The following is a 17,544-nucleotide window of genomic DNA, read 5'->3' on the forward strand; positions in this document are numbered from 1 at the left end:
GCTTTGACTCTCAGTAGGCGGGCTTGTGGGCCCAGGGGGAAAAAGGCGCTGGCGTGAGGATGGCGTTGTGCTGCTCGAGCACCAGCGGCTGGACCTTGGCGGCGTAGGTCTTCCAGGCGGGGTCGCTGAGCAGGCGCGCGCGGCGCGCGGCGCGGTCGGCCAGGTCCTCGTAGGCCCACAGATGCACGACCTGGTTCAGCGTGCCGATGTCGGAGGTGAAGTACCCCAGCAGATGGCCGAGGATGGGGCGCTGGATCGCGAGCCCTTCCTCCTCGTACATGCGCACGTAGAGGCCGCTCTTGCCGCAATGGCACGTATAGACTCGTTGCTCGACGATCACTTTTTGTCTCCGTTAAATTGCTATAGTCCTATATAGCAATCGCATTGTAGAGTTCGCTCCGGACGTGTCAACGGTCCGGGGGCGGCTGTTACCTTTTCATGACCAAGACACCCAACGACAACTGGCTTGCGCCCTTGCTGAAGCGGGCTGAGCAGGGCCTGCCCAAGTACCTCCAGTTGCGCGAATCGATCGCCTGCGCCATCCGGGACGGCGCGCCCGCGGAGGGCGACCGCCTGCCGCCCGAGGAGGCGCTGGTGCAGATGAGCGGCTTCAGCCTGGGCACCGTGCAGAAGGCGCTCAACCTGCTCGTCGCCGACGGCATGCTGGTGCGCCGCCAGGGCGCGGGGACTTTCGTGGGCGGCAAGGAGTCGCCGATGAAGGCGCCCTTCCAGCATTGCCGCTTCATCGACGAGGCGACCGGCGAGACGCTGCCGATCTATTCGCACGCGCTGGGGCGGACGCTGGTCTCGGGGCCGGGGCCGTGGCGCGATCACCTCTCTGGCGACAACCACCTGTGCATCGAGCGGATCTTCTCGATCGGCAACGAGTTCGATGTCTACACGCTGGCCTGGCTGCCGGCGGGCGCGTTCCCGCAGCTGCACGACATGCCGCTCAAGCAACTGAGCGGGGTGAATCTCAAGGACCTTCTCGCGCGCGAGTACAACCGGCCGGCCACGCGTTTCGCGGAGAAGCTGGCCATCACGGAGCTGCCGCCCGCGGCATGCAAGGCGCTGAAGCTGCCGCGCAAGTCGACGGGCGCGGTGCTGGAGATCGCGGCCTCGGACCGTCGCGGCGACCCGGTGTACTTCCAGGCGCTCTATATCCCGCCGAACCCGCGCAAGCTGGTTCTGGGCAATTACTGAAGCTGCGGCGAAGCGGTGCGCGCGCCCTCACTCGGCGTGCATGCGGCGTCCGACGGAAATATCGCTGGCTCGCGCGGCCGAACGCCGAACCGGGGAGCAACGCCGCGGCCGATCTGCTGGCGCGGGCGCTGTCGTGACCCAAGGCTGGGAACGCAAGATATGACGGCATGCGCGAAGAAGTCGCGGCGCCCTACAAGGTCGCGGTCAATGAGAGCAATGCGCTCACGATCGCGGTCCTCGCGGGGCTGGGCGTGGCGCAGATGGTGGCCTTCATCGCCCAGCCATTCCTGGAGAGCGGCCGGATGATGGAGGTGTTGCCGGACTGGACGCGGGAGCCGCTGTCGGTGCACGCGGTCTATCCGCCGAACCGGCATCTGAGCGCGAAGGTGCGTGTGTTCGTCGACTGGGCCGCGCAGCTCTGCGGCAGTCACGCGCAGACGGGGCTTCGCAGCGCACAAGGCGCGCGGTCGTCGAGAGGCCGCGTCGCGAGGAATGGCGGGCCTTGCGACCCAACCTGTGCGTGGCCGCCAGCGCGCATCGGACGGTCGGGGCTGTCCTCCGGGGGATGCCTGCGCGGCCGATCGGTGAGACGATCCGAAGCTTCCCTCAGCCCGAAACTCAAGGAGCCATCATGAGCGAATCACTGACCGTCCACACACCCGACGGAAGCTTCCAGGCCTACGTCGCGCGCCCGGCCTCGGTGCCGGCGGCTTCCATCGTGGTCATCCAGGAAATCTTCGGCGTCAATGCCGACTTGCGACAGACCTGCGACGAACTCGCGGCGCAAGGCTATATCGCGGTCTCTCCCGACCTGTTCTGGCGCATGGAGCCGGGCGTCGATCTGTCGGACCGGTCGGAGGCGGAGTGGAAGAAGGGCTTCGCGCTCTACACGGCATTCAACATCGAGACCGGCGTGGCGGACATCGCGGCGACCATGAAGGCGGCGCAAGGCCTCGACGGTGCGTCGGGCAAGGTCGGCCTGGTGGGCTTCTGTCTGGGCGGGCTCATGACCTTCCTCACCGCATGCCGTCACGGCGCCGATGCGGCGGTCGCGTACTACGGCGGGAGCACCGATCAGCACCTGGCCGAGGCGAAGGCGCTCGCCACGCCGCTGATGATGCATCTGGGCGAGGAGGATGAGTACATCTCGAAGGACGCGCAGCAGAAGATCAAGGCCGCGCTCAAGGACCTGCCGAATGTGCAGATCCACAGCTACCCTGGCTGCAGTCACGCCTTCGCGCGACACAGGGGCGCTCACTACAACGCCGCCGCCGCGACGCTTGCCAACGGCAGGACGGCTGATTTCTTCAAGCTTCACTTGAAGTAGGACCGCGCGACGGGATCTTCCGCACGCGGTGGGACAGTCGCCCCGTTCAGCTCAGCCGTTCCTGAAGAGGAAGCTGTACGCGTTGAGCGCGGGCACCCCGCCCAGGTGCGCATACAGCACCTTGCTGCCGGCGGGAAACTCGCCGCGGCGCACCATGTCGATCATGCCGTGCATCGACTTGCCCTCGTACACCGGGTCGGTCAGCATGCCTTCCTGCCGCGCGCACAGGCGGATGGCGTCCAGCGTTCCCTCGTTCGGCAAACCGTATTCGGGCCCGCCGTAGCGCGCGTCGAGCACCACGTCCTTTTCCGTGATGTCGCGGCCCAGTCCCACCAGCTCGGCGGTGCTGCGCGCGATGCGCAGGATCTGCGCATGGGTCTTCTCGGGCCTGGCCGAGGCGTCGATGCCGATCACGCGCTGCGCGCGCCCGTCGGCCGCGAAGCCGACCACCATGCCGGCCTGCGTGCTGCCCGTGACTGAGCACACGACGACGTAGTCGAACTTGAAGCCGAGCGCCGCCTCCTGCGCCCGCACCTCCTCGGCAAAGCCGACGAAGCCCAGGCCGCCGTAGGGATGCTCGGAGCAGCCCGCCGGGATCGGGAAGGGCTTGCCGCCGGCCTTGCGCACATCCTCCATGGCCTGCTCCCAGCTCGGGCGGATGCCGATGTCGAAGCCAGCCGCGTCCAGGCGCACCTCGGCGCCCAGGATGCGCGACATCTCGATGTTGCCCACGCGGTCGTACACGGCATCGGAATAGTTGACCCAGTTCTCCTGCACCAGCACGCATTTCATCCCCAGGTGCGCCGCCACGGCCGCGACCTGGCGCGTCTGGTTCGACTGGATGCCGCCGATGGACACCAGCGTGTCGCAGCCCTGCGCGAGCGCGTCGGGGATCAGGTACTCGAGCTTGCGCGTCTTGTTGCCGCCGAAGGCGAGGCCGCTGTTGCAGTCCTCGCGCTTGGCATAGAGCTCGACCTTGCCGCCCAGGTGCGCGCTCAGGCGCTTCAGGGGCTGGATGGGCGTGGGGCCGAAGGTCAGGGGATAACGGGGAAAGCGATCGAGGTTCATGCGAGGTATTCCTTCCATTGGGACGATGAGGCAATGGTAGGAAGAGGCTCGCCTCATGTGCTTGCGAAAATCGCAGGCCTCGCGCACCATCTCGCGTCGATTTCTTCTTCGAATAGGGTTTCATTGCACGATGGCGCAGCAAAGAGCAACAAAAGTTCGTGGTACGGCGCAAGCCGAGACGGCGCCCGTGGCCATGCTCGATCGCACCGACAAGGCGATCCTTCGTGCGCTGCAGCGCGATGCCTCGGTCTCCAATGTGGCACTGGCCGCGAAGGTGCACCTGAGCGCGCCGGCCTGCCTGCGCCGGGTCGAGCGCCTGAAGCGCGCGGGGCTGATCCAGGCCACGGTCGCGCTGCTGAACCCGAAGGCGCTCGGCGCCGGGATGCTGGTGATGATCGGCGTGGTGCTCGACCGCTCCACGCCCGAGTCCTTCACCGCGTTCGAAAAGGCGGCGGTGAAGATCTCCGGCTGCATGGAGTGCCATGTCGTGACCGGCGAGTTCGACTACTTCATGCTGGTGCGCACGCAGGACAGCGAGAGCTTCAACCGGCTCCACGCCGAGCAGTTGCTCTATCTGCCGGGTGTGCGGCAGATCCGTTCGTTCATGGTGCTCAAGCAGGTGCTGTCGACGACGGAGATTCCGCTGTGAGCCCTCGGCGATTCAGCCCTTCAGCCCCTCGGCGCGTTCGGCCGTATCGCGCAGCGCGTGCCGGATGGTCCCCAGGCCGCGCAGCAGGTGCGCATCGAGTTCCTTGAGCAGCGCGTCGAGGTCGTCCCCGATGGCCAGCGTGAGGAACAGGTGGTGGTTCTCCGCAAAGTCCGGCTTGGGCGCGTGCGTCAGGTGGCAGATGGCGAAGCCCAGCTGGATCTTCTGCGTGAGCTGGCGCCAGATGTCGAGCAGCAGCTTGTTGCCGCAGCGCTCGTAGACGAGGCCGTGGAAATGCGCCTCGGCCACGCTCTCGCGGTTGAGCTCGCGGCTGGCGGCGGCTTCGGCCAGCGCCTCGTAGCGCGCGCTCATCTCGGCGCGGAAGGCTTCGTCGCGCAGCGGCCAGAGGCGGATGAAGGCCTGCTTCTCCATGATGCGGCGCACTTCGTAAACGTCGCTCATGGTCTCCTCCGTGATGTCGGTCACGTAGGTGCCGGCATAAGGACGGTTGACGAGCAGGCCGGTTTCGATGAGTTCCCGGATGGCCTCGCGCAGCAGACCGCGGCTGACGCCGAACTGGGTCGAGAAATGGCTTTCGACCAGTTGCGTGCCGGGCGCGATCTTGCCGCTGAGGATGGCGCTGCGCAGGGTCTGGGCCACGTAGTCGCGCCGGGTGGCGGAAGGTGCGGGCGCGAAGTCGGGAAGGCTTTTCATCGCTGCGGCTTTCGTTGCGGTGTCAATGGCCGCGCAGGGCGAGGCGTTTTTCGATGCGGCTCGCCACGAAGGCGCCCGGATAGATGAGAACGAAGTACACCACGGCGACGGCGGTGAGTATCTCGAGCGGCCGGTAGAAGGCGGCGCTGAGCGCGCGGCCCTGGTACATGAGTTCGTGCACCGCGATGACGGAGGCGATGGAGGTGTTCTTTGCCAGCTCGATGCCGCGGTTGGTGAAGGCGGGCAGCATGCGCTTGAGCACTTGCGGCAGCACGACTCGGCGCAGCACCTGCGCGCGCCGCATGCCGAGTGCGCGCGCGCCCTCCCACTGGCCGGGCGGCAGCGAGGCGATGCCGCCGCGGAAGATCTCGGAGCAGTAGGCCGAGGCATTGAGCGTGAGGGCGAGCAGCGCGGCGACGAAGGGGCTCAGCTGCCAGCCGGTGAGGATGGGGAAGGCATAGAAGAACCACACGAGCTGGATGAGGATCGGAATGTTGCGAAACAGCTCCATGTAGCCGCGCGTGGCGGCGCCGACGGCGCGGCTGCCTGAGCGCGCGCCCAGCGCGATCAGCAGGCCGATGAGCATGGCGCAGGGAAAGGCGATCGCCCACAGGCCGGCCGTGACGCCCACGCCCTTGAGCAGCACGGGCCAGTTCTGCAGCACGGAGGAAAAATCCCAGCTGAATTCCATCGTCAGGCCTCTGCGGTCCGTGTCGATACGGCGAGCCGATGTTCGAGCAGCCGAGCCAACATGCTGAGCAGCAGCAGCGTGAAGAAGAAGATCGCCGCGACCACGGTGTAGACCTCCAGCGGCCGGAAGGTCATGGAATTGAGCTGCATGGCCTGGTAGAGCAGGTCCGAATAGGCGAGGGTGGAGGCGAGTGCCGTGGTCTTGATGAGTTCGAAGGAGCGCTCCAGAAAGGGCGGCAGCATGCGTGCCATGGCCTGCGGCAGGATGACGCGGCGCAGGGCCTGGCGCGAGCGCATCCCGATGGCGCGCGCGGCCTCCCATTGGCCGCGCTCGATCGAGACCAGCCCGCCGCGGAAGACCTCGGCGAAGAAGGCGCCGGACTGGGTCGACAGCGCGATGACGGCCGCCACGTAGGGGTCGAGGCTGACGCCGATGAGCACCGGCAGCGCATAGAAGGCCCAGAAGAAGTGCACCAGCGGCGGCGTGTTGCGGTAGAACTCGATGATCCACAGCGCGGGCCGGGCAAGCCATGCCCTGCCGGAGAGCCGCAGGGCCGCCAGCAAGGCGCCGATCACGACGCCCAGCGCGATGGCGACCGCGGCGATCTTCAGCGTGCCGATGAAGCCCGCCAGCAGCATGTCGCGGTGCTCCCAGACGCCGCTGAAATCCCATTCGTAGTTCATGCCGTCGCGACGACCGGGGTTACTGGCCGAGGCTTTCCTTCATCACGCCGGGGACGGTCGCGGGGTCGATGCCCTTGGTCTTCAGGTACTGGCCATACAGGGCCTGCGTCTGGCCCGAGGTGTAGAGCTTGCCGATGATGGTGTCGAGCCGCTCGCGGAAGGCCGGATCCGCCTCCTTGCGGATGCCCACGCTGGTCGGCAGGGCGACGACGGGTTGCGGCACCTGCACCTTGCCCTTGCGGATCTTGGCGTAGGCGATGACCAGGGCCGGGTGATAGAAGCCGATGGCATCGACGCGGCCGGACATGAAGGCGGCGACGGTTTCGTCGGTGTTGGTGAAGCGCTCGATCTTGGCTTGCGGCAGGCGCTTGGTCAGGTCGCGGTCGGTGGCGGTGCCCAGCGCCACGCCGATGCGTACGTCGGGCTTGTCGAGGTCGGACCAGTTCCTGGCGACGAGGCCGTCCTTGGCGAGCACGCCTTGCGCGTACCAGAGCAGCGGGTTGGCCGGAAAGTCGAGCGCCTTCCTGCGCTCGTCGGTGGCGTCGAGCACGAACATCGCGTCGATCTGGCCCGACTGCAGGGCGGCCACGCTGTTGCCCCAGGTGGTCTCGACGGGCGTCATCTTCACGCCCATGTCCTTGGCGACCTGCTCGCCGAGCAGCACGCCGAGGCCGCTCCATTGGCCGGAGGACGGATCGCGGAAGTACCACGGGTCGCCGGGCGCCACGCCGATGCGCAGCTCGCCGGCCTGCTTGATCTTCTGCATCGTGGGAGTCTGGGCGCTGGCGGCGAGGCTGCCCAGGGACAGGGAGGCGGCAAGCGCGACGGCCAGGGCACGACGCAGGCGCTGGAAGGGAGTGTGAGCGTTCATGGTGTTTCCGGTGGGTGAGAACTAAGCGAGCGGGCGGTGCGCCACGTCGGCGCTGGAGATGTACTGGCGGTAGAGCGCATCGAGCCGCTGCGTGACGGCGCCGCCGGGCATGAGCGCGCGGCCGTCCACGGCCGACACCGGCGTGATGCCGGCCAGGGTGCCGGTGACGAAGGCTTCGTCGGCGGCGTAGACCTCGGCCAGCGTGAAGTCGCCTTCGAAGACCGGCATGCCCGCTTCGCGTGCGAGGCGCACCACCGTGGCACGCGTGATGCCGTTGAAGCAATAGCGGCCCGACGAGGTCCATAGCGCGCCCTTGCGCACGACGAAGAAGTTGGTGGAGTTGCAGCTGGACACGAAGCCGTGCGGGTCGAGCATGAGCGCCTCGTCGCCGCCGGCCTGGATGGCCTGGATCAGCGCCTGGATGAGGTTGAGCCGGCTGTGCGAGTTCAGGCGCAGGTCGAACACGTCCGGCCCGCTGCAGCGGAAGGTGGAGGTGAAGAGCTTGAGCCCGCGCCGCTTGGCTTCGGGCGTGACGACCTTGTGCTCGGCCACGCACACGATGGTGGCGCCGCCGATGATGAAGCGAGGGTCCTGGTTGGGTGTCTTCTTGACGCCGCGCGTGACCATGAGCCGGGCGTGCGCGCCATCGCGCATGTTGTTGCGCGCGAAGGTGTCGAGCACGATCTGCCCGATCTGCTCCTTGGTGTGGCCGATGTCGAGGGAGATCGAGCGCGTGCCCTCGAAGAGGCGATCGAGGTGGGCATCGAGCGAGACCACGCGGCCATCGACCAGGCGCACGCCTTCCCACACGCCGTCGCCGCACACGTAGCCCGCGTCGAAGATGGAGACGGTGGCCTGGTGGCGCGGCACGAACTTGCCGTTGAGATAGACGAGCACCTCGTCGTTGCGCGCGTCTGGGCTGTAGGCCTGTGAGCTGGTATTGGAGAGATCGCTGGCGACTTGCATGGGGTTCCTGCGGGGAGGTTCGGAGGGTCAGAAGTTGAAGGCGGTGAAGCGCTCCAGAAAGCGCTGCGTGCGCTCCTGCCTCGGGTGCTTGAGCACCTCGTCGGGCGTGCCGCATTCGTGCAACAGACCGTCGGCGAGGAACACCACCTTGTTGGCGAAGTGATAGGCAAAGCCGAGCTCGTGCGTGACGAGCAGCATGGTTCGGCCTTCCACGGCAAGGTCGCGGATGGTGGTGAGGACTTCGCCCACCAGTTCGGGGTCGAGCGAGGAGGTGGGCTCGTCGAAGAGCAGCACCTCGGGCTCCATGGCCAGGGCGCGCGCGATGGCCACGCGCTGCTGCTGGCCGCCGGAGAGGTGGCCGGGGTAGGCGCCGGCTTTTTCGGAGAGGCCGACCTTGGCGAGTTGCCGCGAGGCTTGCTCGCGCGCGAGAGGCTCGGGGATGCGCTTGACGGTGACCAGCCCCTCCATGACGTTCTGCAGCACCGTCATGTGGGGGAAGAGATTGAACTGCTGGAACACCATGCCGACCTGCTTGCGCACTTCGCTCAGTTCGGCTTCGCCGTAGCGGATCTGTCCGCCGCGGCCCGGCTGTCCGAGAGGCGCGCCCTTGAGGACGATGCGGCCCTCGCTGGGCGTCTCCATGAAGTTCAGGCACCGCAGCAGGGTGCTCTTGCCGGAGCCGCTGGACCCGATGATGGCGATGCGGTCGCCCCGCTGCACGTCGAGGTCGATGCCGCGCAGCACGTGATGGCTGCCGAAGTGTTTGTGCAGGGCCTGAATGCGCAGGACGGGTTGGACATCGGTCATGGGCTTTGCATCGTATGGATTGTCGGACGATCGACAATCGGTAGTTCTACGAACTAAGCAACAGTTGTGCCAAGGCGGAGGGTGGAGAAATCGCCCTGTAAGCTTGGAGACTCGGACCGGCATGGCCCGCAAGAAGGCCTCGATCTCGAAACGCCCCCGCGCGTGGGCGCCCGGATAACCTTCCACCGACGTGGGTCTTTCATCGGGGGGCCACAAAGGGCTGCAAAATAGAACGATCGTTCGTTTTATTTGTAACCCTCGCCCACCGCCTCATGTCCACGACCGCCGCCACCCCCAAGCCTTCCCGCTCGCCCCAGAAGGGCCAGCAGACGAAGGCCGTCATCATCGACGCGGCGCTGAACCTGGCCGCGCAGATCGGCCTGGAGGGGCTGTCGATCGGCGCGCTGGCCGAGGTCACGCAGATGAGCAAGTCGGGCGTCTTCGCCCACTTCGGCTCGCGCGAGGAACTCCAGATCTCCGTGGTGCGCGAGTACCACGTGCGCTTCGAGCAGGAGGTGTTCTTCCCCGCCCTCAAGGAGCAGCGGGGCCTGCCGCGCCTGCGCGCCATGTTCGCGAACTGGATGAAGCGCACCTCGGCGGAGATCGACTCCGGCTGCATCTACATCAGCGGTGCGGTCGAGTTCGACGACCGGCCCGGACCGGTGCGCGACGCGCTCGCCGACTCGGTCAACACCTGGCTCGCCGCGATGTACCGCGCCGTGCTGCAGGCCCAGTCCGAAGGCCATCTGCGCGAAGACGCCGACGCCAAGCAGATCGCCTTCGAGATCCATGCGCTGATCCTGGCCCTGCACTATGAAGCCCGCTTCCTGCGCTCGCCCGACTCCCTGGCGCGCGCCCGCACGGGCTTCGACAACATCCTGGCGCGCAGCCTCTCGCCCGAGGGCGACGGGGCCGCTGCCGCGCCGGCCTCGCGCCGGCTCAAGACCGTGCGCTGAGCGCCGGAACCGCCTTTCGCTTTTCACTTTCTTCCATTTCCCCGGAGACCTTCCCGATGCCCGCCTACACCCCGCCTCTTCGCGACATGCAGTTCGTCATGCACGAGGTGCTGAACGTCACCGAGGAGCTCAAGGCGCTCCCCAGACACGCCGATGTCGATGCCGAAACGATCAACGCGGTGCTCGAAGAGGGCGGCAAGTTCGCCGCCGAGGTGACCTTCCCGCTCAACATCACGGGCGACGAAGAGGGCTGCGTGCTCGACAGGGCGACACACGAGGTGAAGACACCCAAGGGCTTCAGGGAAGCCTACGCCAAGTTCGTCGAAGGCGGCTGGGCCGCGCTCTCCTGCGACCCGCAGTACGGCGGCCAGGGCCTGCCCTTTGTGGTGAACCAGTGCTTCTACGAAATGCTGAACTCGGCCAACCAGGCCTGGACCATGTACCCCGGCCTGTCGCACGGCGCCTATGAAGCGCTCGTCGCGCACGGCACCGACGAGCAGAAGAAGACCTACCTGCCCAAGCTCACCAGCGGCGAATGGACCGGCACCATGTGCCTGACCGAGCCGCATTGCGGCACCGACCTCGGCCTGCTGCGCACCAAGGCCGAACCGCAGCCCGACGGCAGCTACAAGCTGACCGGCAACAAGATCTTCATCTCGGCCGGCGAGCACGACATGGCCGCCAACATCATCCACCTGGTGCTGGCGCGCCTGCCGGACGCGCCCAAGGGCAGCAAGGGCATCAGCCTGTTCGTCGTGCCCAAGTTCAACGTCAAGGCGGACGGCTCGCTCGGCAGCCGCAACGGCATCTATTGCGGCGGCCTGGAGCACAAGATGGGCATCCACGGCAACGCCACCGCGCAGATCGTGCTCGAGGGCGCGACCGGTTCGCTGGTGGGCCAACCCAACAAGGGGCTGGCCGCCATGTTCGTGATGATGAACGCGGCCCGCCTGGGCGTGGGCAACCAGTCGCTCGGCCTGACCGAGGTGGCCTTCCAGAACGCGCTGGCCTACGCCAAGGACCGCATCCAGATGCGCTCGCTCTCGGGCGTGAAGGCCAAGGACAAGGACGCCGACCCGATCATCTTCCACCCCGACGTGCGCAAGATGCTGATGACCGCCAAGGCCTACGCCGAAGGCGGCCGCGCGCTGGCCATCTACTGCACGCTGCTGCTCGACAAGGAGCACCACCACCCGGACGAGAAGGTGCGCAAGGACGCGGGCGAGATCGTCGCGCTGCTCACACCGATCGTGAAGGCCTTCATCACCGACAACGGCCACGTCGCGACCAATGCCTGCATGCAGGTCTTCGGCGGCCACGGCTTCATCAAGGAATGGGGCATGGAGCAGTTCGTGCGCGACAACCGCATCAACATGATCTATGAAGGCACCAACACCATCCAGTCGCTCGACCTGCTGGGCCGCAAGGTGCTGGGCAACAACGGCGCGACGCTCAAGAAGTTCGGCAAGCTGGTCGGCAGGCTGGTGGAGGAAGAGGGCGTGAACGAGAAGATGTCGGAGTTCATCACGCCGATCGCGATGCTGGGCGACCAGCTCACCAAGTTCACGACCGAGATCGGCTTCAAGGGCTTCCAGAACCCCGACGAGGTGGGTGCCGCGGCGGTGGACTATCTGCGGGTCGCCGGCCACTTCGTGTTCGGCTACTTCTTCGCGCTGATGGCGCGCGTCGCGCTGCGCGAGATCGCGGCCGGCAACACCGATCCGTTCTATCAAGCCAAGCTGCAGACGGCCCGCTTCTACTTCGCCAAGCTCTTCCCCGAGACCGCGACGCTGATGCGCACCGCGCGCGCCGGCAGCGCGCCGCTGATGAACACCGACGCCGCCCTGGCCTGAAAGCGATGAAGTCCCTGCTTGCGGCGCTCCTGCTCACGGCCACGGCCGCCTCGGCCATGGCCCAGGCGAGTCCGGTGGGGCTCTGGCGCAGCGCCGACGACAAGACCGGCGAAGTCAAGGCCGAGATTCGCATCATCGAGGCGGGCGGCGCGTTGCTCGGGCGCATAGAGAAATCGCTCGGCAAGGACGCCAGGCCGGACGCGCTGTGCGACGAATGCAGCGACGAGCGCAAGGGCCAGCCGATCGCGGGCCTGGAGATCATCCGCGGCGGCAGCAAGGCCGAGGGCAAGGCGGTCTGGGAAGGCGGAAAGATCCTCGACCCGGAAAACGGCAAGGAATACCGCGCGCGCTTCATGCCGATCGAAGGCGGCCGCAAGCTCGAAGTCCGCGGCTACCTCGGGCCCTTCTGGCGCACCCAAACCTGGAGCCGAGTGCAGTGAGCGCGGCCTCCCCATCTAGAAGCAACCAAACCATGTCCAGATTTCAAGTGAAGAAGGTCGCCGTCCTCGGCGCCGGGGTGATGGGCGCGCAGATCGCGGCCCACCTGGTCAACGTGCGCGTGCCGGTGGTCCTGTTCGACCTGCCCGCCAAGGAAGGCGCGAAGAACGGCATCGTCGCCCGCGCCATCGACAACCTCGGGAAGCTCAAGCCCGCGCCCCTGGGTGACGTGGCCGATGCCGTGCTCATCGAGCAGGCCAACTACGAGGCCGACCTCGCCAGGCTCGGCGAGTGCGACCTGGTGATCGAAGCGATCGCCGAGCGCATGGACTGGAAGCTCGACCTCTACCGGAAGATCGCTCCGCATGTGGCCACGCATGCGATCCTGGCCTCGAACACCTCCGGCCTGTCGATCACCAGGCTGAGCGAGGCCCTGCCGGAGGCGCTGAAGCCGCGCTTCTGCGGCATCCACTTCTTCAACCCGCCGCGCTACATGTTCCTGGTCGAGTTGATCAACACGCCGACCACCGAGCCGCGGGTGCTGGACCAGCTCGAAACCTTCGTCACCAGCGCGCTCGGCAAGGGCGTGGTGCGCGCACACGACACACCCAACTTCATTGCCAACCGCGTCGGCATCGCCGGCATGCTGGCGACCTTGAAGGAGGTCGAGAAATTCGGCCTCACGCCCGATGTGGTGGATGACCTCACCGGCAAGAAGCTGGGTCGCGCGAGTTCGGGCACCTTCCGCACCGCCGACGTGGTCGGCCTGGACACCATGGCCCATGTCGTGAAGACGCTGCAGGACAACCTGAGCGCCGAGACCGATCCGTTCTACGCCAACTTCTCGACGCCGCCGGTGCTGGCGAAGCTGCTCGAACTGGGCCATCTCGGACAGAAGACGAAGGGCGGCTTCTTCAAGAAGGTGGGGCGCGACATCCTGCGCTTCGACCTGGCCAAGGGGGAGTACGTGCCCTCGGGCGACAAGGCCGACGAGGTCTACGGCCGCATGCTGCGCAAGCCCGCGGCCGAGCGCCTGAAGCTTCTGCGCGAAAGCGAGGGCGCGCAGGGCCGCTTTCTCTGGGCCATCCTGCGCGACAGTTTCCACTACGCCGCCGTGCACCTGGCGACGATCGCCGAGAGCGCGCGCGACGTCGACTTCGCGATGCGCTGGGGCTTCGGCATGAAGCAGGGGCCCTTCGAGCTGTGGCAGGAAGCGGGCTGGGCGCAGGTCGCGGAGTGGGTGCAGGAAGACATCGACGCGGGCGAGGCGCTCTCGAGCGCGCCGCTGCCCCGGTGGGTATTCGATGGCCCGGTGGCGCGGGCCGGTGGCGTGCACACGCCCGAAGGCTCGTGGAGCGCATCGCAGGGCCGGTTCATTGCGCAGCGGCGCTTGCCGGTGCATGAGCGCCAGCTCTTCCCCGAGAGCGTGCGCGGCGCGAACGCGCCGGATGCGAACACGGCGGGCACCACGATCCAGGACGAGGGCGACGTGCGGCTCTGGACGCTGGATGGCGAGGTGCTGATCGCGAGCATCCACTCGAAGATGCATGCCATCAGCCCGGACGTCGCCGAGGCGCTGGCCGCCGGGGTCGAGCTGGCCGAGCGGGAATACAAGGCGATGGTCATCTGGTCGCCCGACGAGATGTTCTCGGTGGGCGCGGACCTCCAGGCGATGCTGCCGGCCTTCGTGGTCGCCGGCATCGGCGCGGTCGAGGGCGCCGAGCAGGAGATGCAGAACGTGATGCTGAAGATCCGCTACGCCGGCGTGCCGGTGGTGTCGGCGGTGCGCGGCATGGCGCTGGGCGGCGGCTGCGAGCTTGCCGTCTATTCGGCCAGGCGGGTCGCGGCGATGGAGAGCTATATCGGCCTGGTGGAAGTCGGCGTGGGCCTGGTGCCCGGCGCTGGCGGCCTGACCTATATCGCGCGCCGCGCGGCGGAGAACGCCGCGGCCACCACCGGCAACGACCTGCTGCCCTTCCTGACCGAGGGCTTCACGGCCGCGGCCATGGCCAAGGTCGGCACCAGCGCGCTGGACTCGAAGAAGCTCGGCTACCTGCTGGACGGCGACGTGATCGTGCCCAACAAGGACGAGCTGCTGTACGTCGCGCTGCAGCAGGCCAAGGCGATGGCCGATGCCGGCTGGCGCGCGCCGCTGCGCCGGCAGTTCAAGGTCGCGGGCCGCAGCGGCGCCGCAACCATTCAAGGCCAGCTGGTCAACATGCGCGACGGCGGCTTCATCAGCGCGCACGATTTCCATATCGCCAGCCTGATCGCCGGGGTTGTGACGGGCGGCGACGTGGACGCCGGCAGCCTGGTGACCGAGGAGTACCTGATGGCACTGGAGCGCAAGGCCTTCTGCTCGCTGATCCTGCATCCGAAGACGCAGGAGCGAATCATGGGCATGCTGAGTACGGGCAAGCCCCTGCGCAACTAGCACCCCCTTGCCTTTCTCCCAGGACCTATCCATGAAACAAGTTCAAGACGCCTACATCGTCTCCGCCACGCGCACGCCCATCGGCAAGTCGCACCGCGGCTTCTTCCGCAACTACCGCCCCGACGACCTGCTCGCGACGACGCTGAAGGCGGCCCTCGCGGCCGTGCCGGGCCTCGACCCCAGGGCCATCGAAGACATCATCTGCGGCTGCGCCATTCCCGAAGGCCAGCAGGGCCTCAACGTCGCGCGCATCGGCGCGGTGCTCGCGGGCCTGCCCGACAGCATCGGCGGGATCACGGTCAACCGCTTCTGCGCCTCCGGCCTGTCGGCGGTGCAGATGGCGGCCGACCGCATCCGCGTCGGTGAGGCGGAGGTGATGATCGCCGCCGGTGTCGAGAGCATGAGCATGGTGCCGATGATGGGCAATTCGCCATCGCTGTCGCCCTCGATCTTCGAGCGCGAAGGGGACGTGGGCATCGCCTACGGCATGGGCCTCACGGCCGAGAAGGTGGCGCAGCAGTGGAAGGTCAGCCGCGAGGCGCAGGACACCTTCGCGCTGCAGTCGCACCGGCGCGCGCTGGCCGCGCAGCAGGCGGGCGAATTCACGGACGAGATCACGCCGATCGAAGTCACCGACCGCGCGCCCGACCTCGAGACCGGCGAGGCCGTGGCGTCGACCCGCACCGTGCGGCTGGACGAGGGCGCGCGCCCCGATACGTCCCTCGAAGGCCTCGCCAGGCTGCGCACCGTGTTCGCCGCGCGCGGCTCGGTGACGGCGGGCAACAGTTCCCAGACCTCGGACGGCGCGGGCGCACTCGTCCTCGCGAGCGAGAAGGCCTGCAAGCAGTTCGATCTGAAGCCGCTCGCGCGCTTCGTCAGCTTCGCCAGCAAGGGCGTGCCGCCGCACATCATGGGCATCGGCCCGATCGAGGCCATTCCCGCGGCGCTGCGCCATGCCGGCCTGACGCAGGATGCGATCGACTGGATCGAGCTCAACGAAGCCTTCGCCGCGCAGTCGCTGGCGGTCATCCGCACGCTGGGGCTGGACCCGGCCAAGGTCAACCCCATGGGCGGCGCGATCGCGCTGGGTCACCCCCTGGGCGCGACCGGCGCCATCCGCTCGGCGACAGTGGTGCATGCGCTGCGCCGCAAGAACCTCAAGTACGGCATGGTGACGATGTGCGTGGGCATGGGCCAGGGCGCGGCGGGGATCTTCGAGCGGGTCTGAGGGTTCACCCGGAACCGTCCCGCACACGACTGCATGATCCCTGGCCACGGAGGCACACTGCGCCCATGAAGACACATCCCCTGGACAAGGCCCTCGCGCTGACGCACAGCGACATCCGCGCGGGACCCTTCACCGGCGCCACCAGCCCGGACTACTGGAACATGGTCGGGCCCTTCGGCGGGACGACGGCGGCGGTGATGCTGCAGGCGGTGCTGCGGCATCCCGAGCTGCTGGGCGTGCCGGTGGCGCTGACGGTCAACTATGCCGCCGCGCTGGAGGCGGGCGCCTTCGAGGTGCTGGCCGTGCCGGTGCGCACCAACCGGTCGACGCAGCACTGGACCTTGCAGATGTCGCAGGTGGGCGCGGACGGCCATCCGCACGTCACCACGACGGGGACCGTCTTCACGGCCGTGCGCCGCGACACCTGGGGCGCCAGCGACCTGCCGATGCCGCAGGTGCCGCCGCCCTCGGCGGTCGAGCGGCTGAGCATCGGGCCGGCGCGCGTGGAATGGATCCAGCGCTATGAGATGCGTCCGATCAGCGGCACGATGCCGACGCAGTGGGACGGCGGCGGCGATCACAGCGAGACCCGCATGTGGGTGCGCGACGCCGAGCCGCGCGCGCTGGACTTCGCCGCGCTGGCCGCGTTGAGCGACACCTTCTACCCGCGCGTCTGGCTGCGCCGGGCGAGGCCGGTGCCGATCGGCACGGTCTCGATCACGACTTACTTTCACGCCGATGCGGCGCAGCTCGCGGAGATCGGCACCGGCTACCTGCTGGGTCGCGCGACGGGGCAGCAGTTCAGCAATGGCTACTTCGACCAGGCCGCGCAGCTCTGGAGCGAGGCCGGCAGGCTGGTCGCGACGAGCCATCAGATCGTCTACTTCAAGGAGTGAACATGCATGCGAACCCCGTCAAGGCCGCATTGATCGTCGGCGCGGGCGATGCCACGGGCGGCGCCATCGCCCGCCGCTTCGCTCGCGAGGGCTACGCGACCTGCGTCACGCGGCGCAGCATGGACAAGCTGCAGCCGCTGGTTGCGCAGATCGAGGCCGAGGGCGGCAGGGCGCACGCCTTTGCCAGCGACGCGCGCAAGGAGGACGACGTCGTCGCGCTGGTGGAGAACATCGAATCGACCGTCGGGCCGATCGAGGTGATGGTGTTCAACATCGGCGCCAACGTGCCCGAGAGCATCCTGACCGAGACCGCGCGCAAGTACTTCAAGGTCTGGGAGATGGCCTGCTTCTCTGGCTTCCTGAACGGGCGCGAGGTCGCCCGGCGCATGGTGGCGCGCGAGATGCCCGAGGGCGCGCACCGCGGCACGATCATCTTCACCGGCGCGACCGCCTCCATGCGCGGCAGCGCGAACTTTGCCGCCTTCTCGGGCGCCAAGATGGCGTTGCGCGCCCTGGCCCAGAGCATGGCGCGCGAACTCGGGCCACGCGGCATTCACGTCGCGCACACGGTGATCGACGGCGCGATCGACACCGAGTTCATCCGCAGCAATTTCCCCGCGCGCTATGCATTGAAGGCGCAGGACGGCATCCTCAACCCGGAGCACATCGCCGACGCCTACTGGATACTGCATGCGCAGCCGCGCGACGCGTGGACGCACGAGCTCGACCTGCGGCCGTGGTCCGAGAAGTTCTGAGGAAGCAT

Annotated in this window: 19 protein-coding genes; 11 read left to right on the plus strand and 8 right to left on the minus strand. The window is 67.6% G+C overall.

Annotated features, from left to right (window positions below; translation table 11 throughout):
• Positions 1-10 precede the first annotated feature (10 nt).
• Positions 11-340: an NIPSNAP family protein gene (locus AC1DNF_RS26395; protein ID WP_478151612.1), complete on the minus strand. Its 330-nt coding sequence runs from the start codon at positions 338-340 to the stop codon at positions 11-13.
• A gap of 98 nt (positions 341-438) precedes the next feature.
• Between AC1DNF_RS26395 and AC1DNF_RS26400 the strand changes: the two genes are divergently transcribed.
• The 3 genes from AC1DNF_RS26400 (at position 439) to AC1DNF_RS26410 (ending at position 2,530) form a co-directional block, all read left to right on the plus strand.
• On the plus strand, positions 439-1,203 hold the full coding sequence (locus AC1DNF_RS26400; RefSeq protein WP_478151613.1) for a GntR family transcriptional regulator: 765 nt from the start codon (positions 439-441) through the stop codon (positions 1,201-1,203).
• A gap of 167 nt (positions 1,204-1,370) precedes the next feature.
• Positions 1,371-1,838, plus strand: coding sequence for a LysR substrate-binding domain-containing protein (locus AC1DNF_RS26405; protein WP_478151614.1), 468 nt, complete (start codon positions 1,371-1,373; stop codon positions 1,836-1,838).
• Positions 1,835-2,530 carry a dienelactone hydrolase family protein gene (locus tag AC1DNF_RS26410; RefSeq protein ID WP_478151615.1) on the plus strand — a complete coding sequence of 232 codons (696 nt, stop codon included), beginning with the start codon at positions 1,835-1,837 and terminating at the stop codon, positions 2,528-2,530. The genes AC1DNF_RS26405 and AC1DNF_RS26410 overlap by 4 nt, the downstream gene beginning before the upstream one ends.
• A gap of 51 nt (positions 2,531-2,581) precedes the next feature.
• Here the strand turns inward: AC1DNF_RS26410 and AC1DNF_RS26415 are convergent, their stop codons facing one another.
• Positions 2,582-3,598, minus strand: coding sequence for a 1-aminocyclopropane-1-carboxylate deaminase (locus AC1DNF_RS26415; RefSeq protein WP_478151616.1), 1,017 nt, complete (start codon positions 3,596-3,598; stop codon positions 2,582-2,584).
• A 193-nt stretch (positions 3,599-3,791) separates the two neighbouring features.
• Here AC1DNF_RS26415 and AC1DNF_RS26420 point away from each other — a divergent pair, with 193 nt between their 5' ends.
• The gene (locus tag AC1DNF_RS26420) at positions 3,792-4,247 is read left to right on the plus strand and encodes an Lrp/AsnC family transcriptional regulator (protein ID WP_478151617.1); all 456 of its coding nucleotides are present in this window, start codon (positions 3,792-3,794) and stop codon (positions 4,245-4,247) included.
• Between the two features lie 12 nt (positions 4,248-4,259).
• On the opposite strand, the gene AC1DNF_RS26425 is transcribed toward AC1DNF_RS26420, so the two are convergent.
• Genes AC1DNF_RS26425 through AC1DNF_RS26450 form a run of 6 tightly spaced genes read right to left on the minus strand, consistent with a single transcriptional unit; the run spans position 4,260 to position 8,976 of the window.
• Positions 4,260-4,958, minus strand: coding sequence for a GntR family transcriptional regulator (locus AC1DNF_RS26425; RefSeq protein ID WP_478151618.1), 699 nt, complete (start codon positions 4,956-4,958; stop codon positions 4,260-4,262).
• Positions 4,959-4,980: 22 nt separating this feature from the next.
• Positions 4,981-5,649: an amino acid ABC transporter permease gene (locus tag AC1DNF_RS26430; RefSeq protein ID WP_478151619.1), complete on the minus strand. Its 669-nt coding sequence runs from the start codon at positions 5,647-5,649 to the stop codon at positions 4,981-4,983.
• A gap of 2 nt (positions 5,650-5,651) precedes the next feature.
• The gene (locus tag AC1DNF_RS26435) at positions 5,652-6,332 is read right to left on the minus strand and encodes an amino acid ABC transporter permease (protein ID WP_478151620.1); all 681 of its coding nucleotides are present in this window, start codon (positions 6,330-6,332) and stop codon (positions 5,652-5,654) included.
• 19 nt (positions 6,333-6,351) lie between these two features.
• Positions 6,352-7,203, minus strand: a complete 852-nt coding sequence (locus tag AC1DNF_RS26440; RefSeq protein ID WP_478151621.1) for a transporter substrate-binding domain-containing protein — start codon at positions 7,201-7,203, stop codon at positions 6,352-6,354.
• A gap of 21 nt (positions 7,204-7,224) precedes the next feature.
• A complete protein-coding gene (locus AC1DNF_RS26445) occupies positions 7,225-8,169 on the minus strand; it encodes an aminotransferase class IV (protein ID WP_478151622.1) in 945 nt (314 codons plus the stop codon).
• 27 nt (positions 8,170-8,196) lie between these two features.
• Entirely contained in the window at positions 8,197-8,976 is a 780-nt protein-coding gene (locus AC1DNF_RS26450) for an amino acid ABC transporter ATP-binding protein (protein WP_478151623.1), read from the minus strand.
• Between the two features lie 272 nt (positions 8,977-9,248).
• Here AC1DNF_RS26450 and AC1DNF_RS26455 point away from each other — a divergent pair, with 272 nt between their 5' ends.
• From AC1DNF_RS26455 to AC1DNF_RS26485, 7 genes are all read left to right on the plus strand, one after another.
• Entirely contained in the window at positions 9,249-9,932 is a 684-nt protein-coding gene (locus AC1DNF_RS26455; protein ID WP_478151624.1) for a TetR/AcrR family transcriptional regulator, read from the plus strand.
• 56 nt (positions 9,933-9,988) lie between these two features.
• Positions 9,989-11,785, plus strand: a complete 1,797-nt coding sequence (locus tag AC1DNF_RS26460; protein ID WP_478151625.1) for an acyl-CoA dehydrogenase C-terminal domain-containing protein — start codon at positions 9,989-9,991, stop codon at positions 11,783-11,785.
• A 5-nt stretch (positions 11,786-11,790) separates the two neighbouring features.
• The gene (locus AC1DNF_RS26465) at positions 11,791-12,225 is read left to right on the plus strand and encodes a DUF2147 domain-containing protein (protein ID WP_478151626.1); all 435 of its coding nucleotides are present in this window, start codon (positions 11,791-11,793) and stop codon (positions 12,223-12,225) included.
• Positions 12,226-12,257: 32 nt separating this feature from the next.
• The gene (locus tag AC1DNF_RS26470; protein ID WP_478151627.1) at positions 12,258-14,657 is read left to right on the plus strand and encodes a 3-hydroxyacyl-CoA dehydrogenase/enoyl-CoA hydratase family protein; all 2,400 of its coding nucleotides are present in this window, start codon (positions 12,258-12,260) and stop codon (positions 14,655-14,657) included.
• 31 nt (positions 14,658-14,688) lie between these two features.
• Positions 14,689-15,885 (plus strand): acetyl-CoA C-acyltransferase, encoded by a 1,197-nt coding sequence (locus tag AC1DNF_RS26475; RefSeq protein ID WP_478151628.1) that lies wholly within the window; start codon positions 14,689-14,691, stop codon positions 15,883-15,885.
• Between the two features lie 65 nt (positions 15,886-15,950).
• The gene (locus AC1DNF_RS26480) at positions 15,951-16,781 is read left to right on the plus strand and encodes an acyl-CoA thioesterase (RefSeq protein ID WP_478151629.1); all 831 of its coding nucleotides are present in this window, start codon (positions 15,951-15,953) and stop codon (positions 16,779-16,781) included.
• A 2-nt stretch (positions 16,782-16,783) separates the two neighbouring features.
• Complete coding sequence (locus tag AC1DNF_RS26485) at positions 16,784-17,536, plus strand: SDR family oxidoreductase (RefSeq protein WP_478151630.1); 753 nt, start codon at positions 16,784-16,786, stop codon at positions 17,534-17,536.
• The last annotated feature ends 8 nt before the right edge of the window (positions 17,537-17,544 follow it).

The organism is Variovorax sp. 01T432 (assembly GCF_056398605.1).

Bases quoted from the DNA above. Each gene is read 5' to 3' on its own strand.
- AC1DNF_RS26400 (WP_478151613.1), top strand. From the start codon at position 439: ATGACCAAGACACCCAACGACAACTGGCTTGCGCCCTTGCTGAAGCGG.
- AC1DNF_RS26405 (WP_478151614.1), top strand. From the start codon at position 1,371: ATGCGCGAAGAAGTCGCGGCGCCCTACAAGGTCGCGGTCAATGAGAGC.
- AC1DNF_RS26410 (WP_478151615.1), top strand. From the start codon at position 1,835: ATGAGCGAATCACTGACCGTCCACACACCCGACGGAAGCTTCCAGGCC.
- AC1DNF_RS26415 (WP_478151616.1), bottom strand. From the start codon at position 3,598: ATGAACCTCGATCGCTTTCCCCGTTATCCCCTGACCTTCGGCCCCACG.
- AC1DNF_RS26420 (WP_478151617.1), top strand. From the start codon at position 3,792: ATGCTCGATCGCACCGACAAGGCGATCCTTCGTGCGCTGCAGCGCGAT.
- AC1DNF_RS26425 (WP_478151618.1), bottom strand. From the start codon at position 4,958: ATGAAAAGCCTTCCCGACTTCGCGCCCGCACCTTCCGCCACCCGGCGC.
- AC1DNF_RS26430 (WP_478151619.1), bottom strand. From the start codon at position 5,649: ATGGAATTCAGCTGGGATTTTTCCTCCGTGCTGCAGAACTGGCCCGTG.
- AC1DNF_RS26435 (WP_478151620.1), bottom strand. From the start codon at position 6,332: ATGAACTACGAATGGGATTTCAGCGGCGTCTGGGAGCACCGCGACATG.
- AC1DNF_RS26440 (WP_478151621.1), bottom strand. From the start codon at position 7,203: ATGAACGCTCACACTCCCTTCCAGCGCCTGCGTCGTGCCCTGGCCGTC.
- AC1DNF_RS26445 (WP_478151622.1), bottom strand. From the start codon at position 8,169: ATGCAAGTCGCCAGCGATCTCTCCAATACCAGCTCACAGGCCTACAGC.
- AC1DNF_RS26450 (WP_478151623.1), bottom strand. From the start codon at position 8,976: ATGACCGATGTCCAACCCGTCCTGCGCATTCAGGCCCTGCACAAACAC.
- AC1DNF_RS26455 (WP_478151624.1), top strand. From the start codon at position 9,249: ATGTCCACGACCGCCGCCACCCCCAAGCCTTCCCGCTCGCCCCAGAAG.
- AC1DNF_RS26460 (WP_478151625.1), top strand. From the start codon at position 9,989: ATGCCCGCCTACACCCCGCCTCTTCGCGACATGCAGTTCGTCATGCAC.
- AC1DNF_RS26465 (WP_478151626.1), top strand. From the start codon at position 11,791: ATGAAGTCCCTGCTTGCGGCGCTCCTGCTCACGGCCACGGCCGCCTCG.
- AC1DNF_RS26470 (WP_478151627.1), top strand. From the start codon at position 12,258: ATGTCCAGATTTCAAGTGAAGAAGGTCGCCGTCCTCGGCGCCGGGGTG.
- AC1DNF_RS26475 (WP_478151628.1), top strand. From the start codon at position 14,689: ATGAAACAAGTTCAAGACGCCTACATCGTCTCCGCCACGCGCACGCCC.
- AC1DNF_RS26480 (WP_478151629.1), top strand. From the start codon at position 15,951: ATGAAGACACATCCCCTGGACAAGGCCCTCGCGCTGACGCACAGCGAC.
- AC1DNF_RS26485 (WP_478151630.1), top strand. From the start codon at position 16,784: ATGCATGCGAACCCCGTCAAGGCCGCATTGATCGTCGGCGCGGGCGAT.